Here is a 12778-nt window from a genome sequence, read left to right on the forward strand (position 1 = left end):
TTTGAGATCGCCATCGCGAGCAAGCTCGGCTCCTACAGGGTACGGGAGACGCGGTGCAGCCCCCCATACGTTGCCAATTTCAACGCTTCTGGGTCAGGGCGCGACGTTCGAATTCAACGATGCGCTGACGGTAGTGCTCAATCGTCTGGGCGGTCAGCACGCTGCGCTGGTCGTCTTTCAGTTCGCCATTCAGCTCCTGGGACAGTTTGCGCGCCGCAGCCACCATCACATCGAAGGCTTGCTTGGGATGACGCGGACCTGGCAGACCGAGGAAGAAGCTCACGGCCGGGGTGCTGAAGTGGTCGATGTCATCCAGATCAAAAACACCCGGCTTGACCGCATTGGCCATGGAGAACAGAACTTCGCCATTACCGGCCATGCTTTCGTGACGGTGGAAGATGTCCATTTCACCGAAACGCAGACCGCTTTCCAGAATGTTCTGCAACAGCGCCGGGCCTTTGAAACCGGCGGTGTCACGGCAGATCACGCTGATTACCAGCACTTCTTCAGCTTGTGGATGATCTTTTTCGCTGACGGCTGGCGAGGCCTTGCTGTCATCCGGGAAATCGTCGTCACGGCTGCTGAAGCTCGGGCCGCCGTCCAGGTCCAGGCTGAGGTTCATGTCGCCCTGGGAAGGCTCGCCATGACCACGCTTGCCGCGTTTGGAACCCGATTCACGCGGTTCACGGGCAGGCATGCTCACCGACGGCAGATCGTGCTCGTCCAGTTGCGGTTCTTTCTGCGTATCCAATACACGATGCGGGCCCAACAGCTCGGCGCCGGTGTCCTCTTCCGGTAAATTGGACAAACTTCGGTCAAGACGGAATTTCAGTTTTCCCTTGCCGCCGCGCATACGGCGCCAGCCATCAAAAAGAATACCAGCAATGACAATAATGCCGATGACGATCAGCCACTCGCGCAGACCGATTTCCATGTAATCCCGTGCCTCTATAAAAAATGCTGAAAAATAAGGGGTTTACAACCTGCAAACCGCTTTAAAACGTGGCGCCAACTCTATGTTCTGTCAGGCGTTTTGCCCACGTATACGAAAAATTGACATTAAACTAGCACGACCAAAGGCAACTTTACACCGTCTGCCACCAAGGCTTGAGCGAATATGTCGATTGGCCAGCAAGTAGAGGCAAGTAAAAACTTTCTACAGCCCCGTAATACTTACCCTACAAACGCCAACTCAGGCATCCACCATCGCCATCGCCTCCTCGACATCCACAGCCACCAGACGCGAACAACCCGGTTCATGCATCGTTACACCCATCAGTTGTTCAGCCATTTCCATGGCGATCTTGTTGTGGGTGATATAGATGAACTGCACCGTCTGAGACATCTCTTTGACCAGCCGAGCGTAGCGTCCAACGTTAGCGTCATCCAGCGGCGCGTCAACTTCATCGAGCATGCAGAACGGCGCCGGGTTCAACTTGAAGATCGCAAAAACCAGAGCCAAAGCAGTCAGGGCTTTTTCGCCGCCGGAGAGCAAATGGATGGTGCTGTTCTTCTTCCCTGGCGGTTGCGCCATGATCGTTACCCCTGTATCGAGTAGATCTTCGCCCGTCAGTTCCAAATACGCGCGTCCTCCACCGAAAACTTTTGGGAAAAGTGCCTGTAAACCGCCATTGATCTGATCAAAGGTATCTTTGAAGCGGTTACGGGTTTCCTTGTCGATCTTGCGAATCACGTTCTCGAGCGTGTCCAGCGCTTCCACCAGATCATCGTTCTGCGCATCCAGATAACGCTTACGCTCGGATTGTTGCTGGTATTCGTCGATGGCCGCCAGGTTGATCGCACCGAGGCGCTGAATGCGCGCGGCGATGCGTTCGAGTTCTTCTTCGGCGTCCTTCTCGTTGGCCTCGACAGTCAGCGTGGCAAGCACGCCGTGCAGGTCGTAGCCGTCTTCGTGCAATTGGTCTTCGAGCGTTTTGCGGCGCACGGTCAGGGCTTGCCATTCCATGCGCTGGGTTTCCATCTGGCCGCGAATCAACTGCGACTGCTGCTCGGCCTGATTACGCCGCTTCTCGGCATCGCGCAGTTCGCGGTCGGCGTCTTCCAGGGCGATCTGCGCGGTCTTGAGTTCTTCGTCGACGGTCATGCGCTTGTCGAGCAGCTCTTCCAGTTTCAGCCGCAACTCTTCCAGTGGCGCCTCGCCCTCTTCCAGATTGAGGCTGAGTTGTTCGCGTTTTTCGGTCAGGCGCTCGGACTGCATCTCCAGCCGTTCCAGCGCCTGACGCGTAGAGTCGTGTTGCGCCTTCAGCGAACCGAGACGCACCGCCAATTGATGCGCGTGATCCTTGTGCTGCCGGGCTTCCTGACGTACCCGATCCAGTCGCTCGCGCAAGCTGTCGCGCTGGGCCAGCAGCAACTCACGTTGCTCGGTGTCCAGCGCCATGGCGTCGAGGGCTTCCTGCAATTGCAGGCGCGCTTCGCCGATGTTTTCGTGTTCCAGCGCACGCTGTTCGCTCAGCTCGGTCAGCTCTTCGTCGAGGCGCGTGCGACGCAACGTCAACTGCTCAGCCTTGGCTTTGCCGGCAGAAAGTTGCGCTTTCAATTCGCCTTGCTGGCGCGCTTCGTCTTGCAGCAGACGGCGTAGATGTTCGCGACCGTTTTCCTGCTGACGCTGTTGCGCCCTGAGATTTTGAAGTTGGGTTTCCAGGGTTTCGACCGTGGCTTCGCGCTCTTCACGCTCCTCGGTCAAGCGCTGGATTTCCTGGCCGCGTGCCAGCACACCGCTTTCGGCTTCGCTGGCCCGACGCACGCGTAAAAAGTGCCGACCGACCCAGTAACCATCACGACTGATCAAGCTCTGCCCGGCCGTCAATTGACCACGCAGCGCCAACGCCTGCTCGAGGTTGTCGACCGGCTTGACCTGCCCCAGCCATGGCGACAAATCGATCTGCGCCTCAACCTTGTCGAGCAAGCTGCCCGGCACGCGCACGCCATCACTGGCGGGGCTGAGCAAACGCAAATCGCCCTGGGCAAAACCGGCCAGATCGAAGTCGCCGAAGTCGTCCACCAACACCGCTTGCAGGTCGGCGCCGAGCACGGTTTCCACCGCCAGCTCCCAACCCGCTTCAACCTTCAGGCCTTCGGCCAGACGCGGGCGATCCGCCAGATGCTGCTCACGCAGCCATTCGGCGGTGCCGGTGCCCGGATCGAGCGCGGCTTGCTGCAATGCTTCAAGGGACGCGAGACGACCGTTGAGGCGCTGCAAATCGCCTTGCGCCTGCTGCTGATTGTGCAGGGCTAATTGCAGTTCCTGACGCAGTTGTTCAAGGCGTTCGACTTGCGCTTCTTCACTGGCCTGCAAGTCTTCAAGCGTGGCCTCACTGGCCGCCAACTGCTCGCTGAGTTCCATGATCGCAGCGTCTTCAGGGTCTGCCGAGAGCAGCGCGCGCTCTTCGCCGAGGCGTTTCTGACGGTCGGCCAAACGCTCCATGCTGGTTTCCAGCTGCTGGATGCGCGATTGCTGAACTTCGGATTGGCGACGCGGCTCGGCGGCCGTGAGGTTGAACGTGTCCCACTGCTCCTGCCAGCCATGCATGGTGGTTTCGGATTCTTCCAGCGCGGCGGCGGCTTCTTCGGCGGCGGCGCTAGTGACTTCCTGCTCCGGGGTGAGCATGTCGAGCTCTTCGCCGAGGGTCAGCAACAGCGTGCGGTCGTGGCCCAGGTGAGATTCAGTTTCCAGGCGTGCGCGCTCGGCTTCTTTCAAATCGTCCTGCAGCTGGCGCAGGCGTTGCTGGCCGTGCTGGATGCTCTGCTCGACCCGGGCGATGTCGCCGCCGACCGAATAGAAGCGACCTTGCACCAGATTGAAGCGTTCGGACAGGTCATGGTGCCCGTCCCGGAAGCGTTCGATGCTCGCATCGGCATTGCGTTGCTCGGCGACCAAGGCTTCGAAGGTGACTTCCTGGTTGCCGATCACCGCTTCACGCTGACCAACCTGCTCGTTCAACGCCTGCCAACGCAAGGCTGATAGTTGGGCCTTGAGCTGACGCTCTTCGCCTTTGTATTCCTGATACTTCTTTGCGGCCTCGGCCTGGCGGTGCAAACGCTCAAGCTGACGCTCAAGCTCTTCACGCAGGTCGGTCAGGCGCGCAAGGTTTTCGTGGGTGCGGCGGATGCGGTTTTCAGTCTCGCGCCGGCGCTCCTTATACTTGGAGATGCCCGCCGCTTCTTCGATGAAGTTGCGCAGGTCTTCGGGCTTGGACTCGATCAGCTTGGAGATCATCCCCTGCTCGATGATCGAGTAGCTGCGCGGACCGAGGCCTGTCCCCAGAAAGATGTCGGTGATATCGCGACGACGGCATTTGGTGCCGTTGAGGTAGTAGGTGGTCTGGCTGTCGCGGGTCACTTTGCGGCGAATGGAAATTTCCGCATAAGCGGCGTATTCGCCAAGCAGAGTGCCGTCGGAGTTATCAAATACCAGTTCGATGCTGGCCTGGCTCACCGGTTTACGACTGGTCGAACCGTTGAAGATGACGTCGGTCATCGACTCGCCGCGCAAGTTCTTGGCCGAGCTTTCGCCCATCACCCAGCGCACGGCGTCGATGATGTTCGACTTGCCGCAACCATTGGGCCCGACCACTGCCGCCATGTTGCTGGGGAAGTTCACCGTGGTCGGATCGACGAAGGATTTGAACCCCGCCAGCTTGATGCACTTGAGCCGCACGCTTAAGCGTCCGTCAGGGCAGAAACCACCAGATCGCAACTACGCTGACCGTAAGCCGTCAGCACTTCGCGGATCTGCGCAAAGTCACGGCCCAGGACCGCGGCGAGCAGGCGTTCGAACAGTTCAAGGAATTCGCTCATCGAGGCCTTGCGCTGGTCCAGGGCGAGGAAATACGCGCGGCTCATGGCCGGCTGCAGATTCTCGACGGTTTCCTGCAAGTACGGATTGTTGGCGAACGGATACGCAGCGCGCATCACATTGAAGCTGTCGTCGACGAAGGTGCGGATGTCCTGACGCTCGTAACTGGCGGTCAGGCGCTGCTGGATCTGCACGAACGGCGCCATGTCGGCCTGGGTTTTCCAGCCGTTGGCCACGGCATTGCCGAGCAGAATGTACAGCTCGCTCATCAGCGCGCACAGGCTCCGCACCTTGTGCGCCGTGAGTTCGGTGACATGGGCGCCTCGTCGCGGCAGGATCGCGATCAGGTGGCGACGCTCAAGGATCAGCAAGGCCTCACGAACAGAGCCACGGCTGACATTGAGTGCCAGCGTGACCTTCTGTTCCTGAATGCGCTCCCCGGGCTTCATTTCGCCGCGAATGATGCGTTCGGCGAGGTGGTGAGCAATTTGCTCGGCGAGGCTGTCCGGTGCCTTGAACGTCATGGTTGTCCTTCAAACTCTTCGATCTGCACAGGCGGCGCAGTGTAGCGCACTTGATAGGTCATGGCGCAGGGCCCACTCGGCGGTTTTGGCACGATTCAAGCAAAAAAGCAGGCAAGTGCGCGAGGGTCAATAATGAAGGAATGAAGGGTTTACCGACAAAATGCTATTTCCTGACCTTTAAGTCAGAAAATCATTGACCGAAAAGTCAGACCTGCTAAATTCGGTCTTAGTCGGTTAACAACAATAATGAGTCTGCGAGGCCTTCCGTGATCCAGTTTTTACTTAACCAGGAACTCCGTAGCGAGCACGCCCTGGACCCAAACCTGACCGTGCTCAACTATCTGCGCGACCATGTGGGCAAACCCGGCACCAAAGAAGGCTGCGCCAGCGGCGACTGTGGCGCCTGCACCGTGGTGGTCGGTGAGTTGCAAACGGATGACGATGGCCGCGAACACATTCGCTATCGCAGCCTCAACTCGTGCCTGACGTTTGTGTCGTCACTGCACGGCAAACAACTGATCAGCGTAGAAGACCTCAAACACCAAGGCGAACTGCACAGCGTGCAAAAAGCCATGGTCGAGTGCCACGGTTCGCAATGCGGTTTCTGCACTCCGGGCTTCGTGATGTCGCTGTTTGCCCTGCAAAAGAACAGCGATGCACCGGACCAACACAAAGCCCACGAAGCGCTGGCCGGCAATCTTTGCCGTTGCACCGGCTATCGGCCGATTCTGCAAGCTGCCGAGCAGTCCTGCTGCGGCAAGCAACCGGACCAGTTCGATGCACGCGAAGCCGACACCATTGCTCGCCTGAAAGCCATCGCCCCCACGTCCATTGGCGAACTCAACAGCGGTGACAAGCGCTGCCTGGTGCCGCTGACCGTCGCTGACCTGGCCGATCTCTATGACGCTTATCCACAAGCCCGCCTGCTGGCCGGCGGTACAGACCTGGCGCTGGAAGTCACGCAGTTCCACCGCACCTTGCCGGTGATGATTTACGTCGGCAACGTGGCCGAGATGAAGCGCATCGAGCGTTTTGACGATCGCCTGGAAATCGGCGCAGCCACCGCCCTCTCCGATTGCTACGAAGCGTTGAACGCCGAGTACCCGGACTTCGGTGAATTGCTGCACCGTTTTGCGTCGCTGCAGATCCGCAACCAAGGCACCCTCGGCGGCAACATCGGCAACGCCTCGCCCATCGGAGACTCGCCTCCCCTACTGATTGCTCTCGGCGCGCAAATCGTGCTGTGCAAAGGCGAAACCCGTCGCACCCTGGCCCTTGAAGATTACTTCATCGATTACCGGGTCACTGCGCGTCAGGAAAGCGAATTCATCGAAAAAATCATCGTGCCGCGTGCCAGCGCCGAACAACTGTTCCGCGCCTACAAGGTTTCCAAGCGTCTGGACGATGACATCTCCGCCGTTTGCGCCGCCTTCAATATCCGTCTGGAAAACGGCGTGATCGCTGATGCCCGCGTGGCCTTCGGTGGCATGGCGGCCATTCCAAAACGTGCCAGCGCCTGCGAAAAAGTATTGCTCGGTGCACCGTTCAATCACGCCACCGTCGAACGCGCCTGCGCCGCACTGGCCGAAGATTTCACGCCGCTCTCGGACTTCCGCGCCAGCAAGGAATACCGCCTGCTCAGCGCGCAAAACCTGCTGCGTAAATACTTCATCGAACTGCAAACACCGCACATCGAGACTCGGGTGACCGCTTATGTCTAATCATCACGCTGTAGAGAAGACCCAAGCCGAACTGGCTGAACTGTTCGCCAAGGACCTGACCACCGGTGTCGGCCGCAGCGTCAAGCACGACAGCGCCGCCAAGCACGTGTCCGGTGAAGCGCAGTACATCGACGACCGCCTGGAGTTTCCGAACCAGTTGCACGTTTACGCACGCTTGTCGGACCGCGCCCACGCGAAAATCATCAGCATCGATACCAAGCCATGCTATGCCTTCGAAGGCGTACGCATCGCCATCACCCACGAAGATGTGCCGGGTCTGAAAGACATCGGCCCGCTGTTGCCAGGCGATCCATTGCTGGCCATCGATGATGTGCAGTTCGTCGGTCAGCCGGTGCTCGCCGTTGCGGCGAAAGACCTCGAAACCGCACGCAAGGCCGCCATGGCCGCGATCATCGAATACGAAGATCTGGAGCCGGTGCTGGACGTGGTCGAAGCCCTGCGCAAGCGCCACTTTGTGCTCGACAGCCACACGCATCAGCGCGGCGATTCTGCGGGTGCCTTGGCAACGGCTGAACATCGCATCCAGGGCACGCTGCACATCGGCGGCCAGGAACACTTCTACCTCGAAACCCAGATCTCGTCGGTGATGCCGACTGAAGACGGCGGGATGATCGTCTACTGCTCGACGCAGAACCCCACCGAAGTGCAGAAACTTGTCGCCGAAGTGCTTGATGTGTCGATGAACAAAATCGTCGTCGACATGCGCCGCATGGGCGGTGGTTTCGGTGGCAAGGAAACTCAGGCAGCAAGTCCTGCGTGCCTGTGCGCCGTGATCGCACACCTCACCGGTCAACCGACCAAAATGCGCCTGCCGCGCGTTGAAGACATGCTGATGACCGGCAAGCGTCACCCGTTCTACGTCGAGTACGACGTTGGCTTCGACAGCACCGGCCGCCTGCACGGCATCGCGCTGGAACTGGCGGGTAACTGCGGCTGCTCGCCGGACCTGTCGGCGTCGATTGTCGACCGTGCGATGTTCCACGCCGACAACTCGTACTACCTGGGCGATGCGACCATCAACGGTCATCGCTGCAAGACCAACACCGCGTCAAACACCGCTTACCGGGGGTTCGGTGGCCCGCAAGGCATGGTCGCGATTGAAGAAGTGATGGATGCGATCGCCCGCCATCTGGGCCTCGATCCACTGGCCGTGCGCAAGGCCAACTACTACGGCAAGACCGAACGCAACGTCACGCATTACTACCAGACTGTCGAGCACAACATGCTCGAAGAAATGACCGCCGAACTTGAAGAAAGCAGCCAGTACTTTGAGCGCCGCGAAGCGATTCGTCGCTACAACGCCAACAGCCCGATCCTGAAAAAAGGCCTGGCGCTGACCCCGGTGAAATTCGGTATTTCTTTCACCGCCAGCTTCCTCAACCAGGCCGGCGCGCTGATCCACGTCTACACCGACGGCAGCATCCACCTGAACCATGGCGGTACCGAAATGGGTCAGGGTCTGAACACCAAAGTCGCGCAAGTCGTGGCCGAAGTATTCCAGGTGGAAATGGAACGCGTGCAGATCACCGCGACCAACACCGATAAGGTGCCAAACACCTCGCCAACGGCGGCGTCCAGCGGTGCCGACCTGAACGGTAAAGCGGCACAGAACGCGGCTGAAATCATCAAAAAACGCCTGGTCGAATTTGCCGCACGGCACTATAAGGTCAGCGAAGAAGACGTGGAATTCCACAACGGTCACGTGCGGGTTCGTGATCACATCCTGACGTTTGAAGCGCTGATCCAGCAGGCGTATTTCGCTCAGGTGTCGCTGTCGAGCACCGGCTTCTACAAGACCCCGAAAATCTTCTACGACCGCAGCCAGGCGCGGGGTCGGCCGTTCTACTACTACGCCTTTGGCGCAGCGTGCTGCGAGGTGATCGTCGACACCCTGACCGGCGAATACAAGATGCTGCGCACCGACATCCTCCACGACGTCGGCGCCTCACTGAACCCGGCCATCGACATCGGCCAGGTCGAGGGCGGATTCATCCAGGGCATGGGCTGGCTGACCATGGAAGAACTGGTGTGGAACGACAAGGGCAAACTGATGACCAACGGCCCGGCCAGCTACAAGATCCCGGCCGTGGCGGACATGCCGCTGGACCTGCGGGTGAAGCTGGTGGAAAACCGCAAGAACCCGGAAGACACGGTGTTCCATTCCAAGGCTGTGGGTGAGCCGCCGTTCATGCTGGGCATTGCGTCGTGGTGTGCGATCAAGGATGCCGTGGCGAGCCTCGGTGACTACAAGCATCAACCGAAAATCGACGCACCAGCGACGCCGGAGCGGGTGCTGTGGGGCTGTGAGCAGATGCGGCAGTTGAAGGTGGCGAAGGCTGTTGAGGCTGAAACCGAGCTGGCTTCGCTCTAGGACCGCGTCGCCTGGTTCGCTGGCAAGCCAGCTCCTACAGGTTTTGCGTTCCCCCTGTAGGAGCTGGCTTGCCAGCGAAGAGGCCCGAACAGACAACAGAGATGTTGAGGTGAAACATGTACAACTGGATCGACGCCCTCGCCGACCTGCAATCCCAAGGTGAACCCTGCGTGTTGGTGACCATCATCGAAGAGCTCGGCTCGACACCGCGCAATGCCGGTTCGAAGATGGTCATCAGCGCCACCCAGACCTTCGACACCATCGGTGGCGGGCATCTGGAATACAAGGCCATGCAGATCGCCCGCGACATGCTCGCCAGCGGCAAACAGGACACGCACCTGGAGCGCTTCAGCCTCGGCGCCAGCCTGGGCCAGTGCTGCGGCGGCGCGACGGTGTTGCTGTTCGAACCGATGGGCCAGGTCCAGGCGCAGATCGCCGTGTTCGGCGCCGGCCATGTCGGCCGCGCGTTGGTGCCGCTGCTCGCCAGCCTGCCTTGCCGGGTGCGCTGGATCGATTCGCGGGAAGACGAATTCCCTGAACAGATTCCCCACGGCGTGCGCAAGATTGTCAGCGAAGAACCGGTGGATGAAATCGACGACCTGCCCGTCGGCAGTTACTGCATCGTCATGACCCACAATCACCAACTCGACCTCGAACTCACCGCCGCGATCCTCAAGCGCAACGACTTTGCCTACTTCGGCCTGATCGGTTCAAAGACCAAACGGGTGAAGTTTGAACATCGTCTTCGTGATCGCGGTTTCGACAACAGCGTTGTGCAACGCATGCGTTGCCCAATGGGCATCGGCGAAGTCAAAGGCAAGTTGCCTGTGGAAATCGCCATCTCCATCGCCAGCGAAATCATCGCCACCTATAACGCGAATTTCGGCCAGCAGACCGCCAGCGCCGGATCATCGATTGCCAAACTGCTGCCTGCTTCACGCCGCAGTCAAGCCTCTAACTGAGAACTCCCATGCCTTTGACTCGCAAAGCCTACCGTGCCGCCATCCTGCACAGCATCGCCGACCCCGCCGAAGTCGGGATCGAAGCCTCGTACGAGTATTTCGAAGACGGCTTGCTGGTAGTCGATAACGGCCAGATCAGTGCGCTCGGCCACGCCAGCGACTTGCTGCCGACGCTGCCAACCGATATCGAGATCACTCATTATCAGGATGCGTTGATCACACCGGGTCTCATCGATACCCACATCCATTTGCCGCAAACCGGCATGGTCGGTGCCTTCGGCGAGCAACTGCTGGACTGGCTCAACACCTACACCTTCCCGTGCGAACGCCAGTTCGCCGACAAGGCTCATGCCGATGAAGTGGCCGACATTTTCATCAAGGAACTGTTGCGCAACGGCACCACCACCGCGCTGGTGTTCGGCAGTGTGCATCCGCAATCAGTGAACTCGTTTTTCGAGGCCGCCGAACAGCTCGACCTGCGGATGATTGCCGGCAAGGTGATGATGGACCGCAACGCGCCGGACTACCTGACCGACACCGCCGAATCCAGCTACGTCGAAAGCAAGGCGCTGATCGAACGCTGGCACGGCAAGGGCCGCTTGCACTACGCCGTCACCCCGCGTTTCGCCCCGACCAGCACCCCGGAACAACTGACCCTTGCCGGCCAGTTGCTGAGTGAATACCCGGACCTGTACATGCAGACCCACATCAGTGAAAACCTGAAAGAAGTCGAGTGGGTCAAAGAGCTGTTCCCGGAACGCAAAGGCTACCTGGACGTTTACGATCACTACCAATTGCTGGGCGAGCGCTCGGTGTTTGCCCACGGCGTACACCTGTGTGATGACGAGTGCGCACGGCTGGCAGAAACCGGCTCGGCGATCGCGTTCTGCCCGACGTCGAACTTCTTCCTTGGCAGCGGTTTGTTCAACCTGCCGATGGCCGAGAAACACAAACTGAATGTCGGCCTGGGTACAGATGTTGGCGGCGGGACCAGTTTTTCACTGCTGCAAACCCTGAACGAAGCGTACAAAGTCATGCAGTTGCAAGGTGCGCGCCTGAGCCCCTTCAAGTCGCTGTACCTGGCCACGCTCGGCGGTGCGCGAGCGCTACGACTAGAAGACAAGATCGGCACGCTGAAACCGGGCACCGACGCGGACTTCCTGGTGCTGGACTACAACGCCACGCCACTGCTGAGCTATCGCTTGAAGCAGGCGAACAACATCGCCGAAACGTTGTTTGTGTTGATGACGCTGGGGGATGACCGCACTGTTCTGCAGACGTATGCCGCGGGGAATCTGGTGCATCAGCGCTGAGTTTTTCCGGGCATAAAAAATCCCCCATTGCTTAACAGCCTGGGGGATTTTTATTGTCCGTCAGATCGCCATCGCCGGCAAGCCGGTCTCGCTCCCACAGTGGATCTTCGCTGATCACAAATTTTGCATTCAACACAAAACCCTGTGGGAGCGAGCCTGCTCGCGAATGGGGCAACTCGGTCTATCAGAGTTTCGCGCTCGGCCGCCCTGGCTTCTTGGTCTGCAACAAATGCGAGAACACCGCGTGCAAATCATCCGACGCACTTTCTTCGTCAAGGTTGAGTTTGCTGTCGATGTGATCCATATGATGCATCATCAAACTCACCGCCAGCTCAGCGTTGCGCGCTTCGATGGCGTCGATCAGTTGGGTGTGCTCGTCGTAGGAACAGTGCGAACGGTTGCCACTTTCGTACTGGGCGATGATCAACGAAGTCTGCGACACCAGACTGCGCTGGAAGCTGATCAGGGGCGCATTCTTCGCCGCTTCAGCGAGTTTCAGGTGGAATTCACCCGACAGACGGATGCCGGCACCGCGATCGCCCCGGGAGAAGCTGTCGCGCTCATCGCTGACCATCTGCCGCAACTCGGCGAGCTCCTCAGCGGTCGCGTGTTGCACCGCCAGCTCAGTGATCGCCCGCTCAACCAGACGGCGCGAAAAGAACACCTGTCGGGCCTCTTCGACGCTCGGGCTGGCGACGACCGCGCCACGGTTCGGACGCAGTAGCACAACGCCCTCATGGGCCAGGCGCGACAGCGCGCGGCGAATGATGGTGCGACTGACCCCGAAAATTTCCCCCAGCGCTTCTTCGCTCAACTTGGTGCCGGGCGCCAGGCGCTGTTCGAGAATGGCCTCGAAGATATGCGCGTAGACAATATCGTCCTGGGTACCGCTGCGACCGGCTTTGCCTGTACGCGGTTGTTTCTTTAGGGGCTGCAACTGTTCGTTCATGGGCACTCGAGTCGGGAGAACTGCGGCGAATTGACCGTGACTGTAATACGGCACAGTGGGTCGCTGGCAAGTATCGCGTAAAAAACACGGCGATTGTA

8 protein-coding genes are annotated in these 12778 nt (G+C 59.3%); 4 read left to right on the top strand and 4 right to left on the bottom strand.

What is annotated here, in order from left to right:
- Positions 1-79: 79 nt before the first annotated feature.
- The 3 genes from zipA to ACWGZX_RS04680 form a co-directional block, all read right to left on the bottom strand.
- Complete coding sequence (gene zipA, locus ACWGZX_RS04670; RefSeq protein ID WP_452627467.1) at positions 80-934, bottom strand: cell division protein ZipA; 855 nt, start codon at positions 932-934, stop codon at positions 80-82.
- Positions 935-1192: 258 nt separating this feature from the next.
- Complete coding sequence (smc, locus tag ACWGZX_RS04675; RefSeq protein WP_452627468.1) at positions 1193-4681, bottom strand: chromosome segregation protein SMC; 3489 nt, start codon at positions 4679-4681, stop codon at positions 1193-1195.
- A gap of 2 nt (positions 4682-4683) precedes the next feature.
- Positions 4684-5343 carry a GntR family transcriptional regulator gene (locus ACWGZX_RS04680; protein ID WP_452627469.1) on the bottom strand — a complete coding sequence of 220 codons (660 nt, stop codon included), beginning with the start codon at positions 5341-5343 and terminating at the stop codon, positions 4684-4686.
- A 266-nt stretch (positions 5344-5609) separates the two neighbouring features.
- Between ACWGZX_RS04680 and xdhA the strand changes: the two genes are divergently transcribed.
- The 4 genes from xdhA to guaD all read left to right on the top strand — a co-directional run bounded on the left by xdhA (position 5610) and on the right by guaD (position 11731).
- A complete protein-coding gene (xdhA, locus tag ACWGZX_RS04685; RefSeq protein WP_452627470.1) occupies positions 5610-7064 on the top strand; it encodes a xanthine dehydrogenase small subunit in 1455 nt (484 codons plus the stop codon).
- Entirely contained in the window at positions 7057-9456 is a 2400-nt protein-coding gene (gene xdhB, locus ACWGZX_RS04690) for a xanthine dehydrogenase molybdopterin binding subunit (RefSeq protein ID WP_452627471.1), read from the top strand. Before xdhA ends, xdhB begins: the two co-directional genes overlap by 8 nt.
- A gap of 116 nt (positions 9457-9572) precedes the next feature.
- Positions 9573-10418, top strand: coding sequence for a xanthine dehydrogenase accessory protein XdhC (gene xdhC, locus ACWGZX_RS04695; RefSeq protein ID WP_452627472.1), 846 nt, complete (start codon positions 9573-9575; stop codon positions 10416-10418).
- Positions 10419-10426: 8 nt separating this feature from the next.
- Positions 10427-11731, top strand: a complete 1305-nt coding sequence (guaD, locus tag ACWGZX_RS04700) for a guanine deaminase (RefSeq protein ID WP_452627473.1) — start codon at positions 10427-10429, stop codon at positions 11729-11731.
- Between the two features lie 184 nt (positions 11732-11915).
- Here guaD and ACWGZX_RS04705 read toward each other — a convergent pair whose 3' ends face one another.
- Positions 11916-12680, bottom strand: a complete 765-nt coding sequence (locus ACWGZX_RS04705) for a GntR family transcriptional regulator (protein ID WP_223511768.1) — start codon at positions 12678-12680, stop codon at positions 11916-11918.
- Positions 12681-12778 lie beyond the last annotated feature (98 nt).

The organism is Pseudomonas sp. CLCA07, assembly GCF_053615335.1.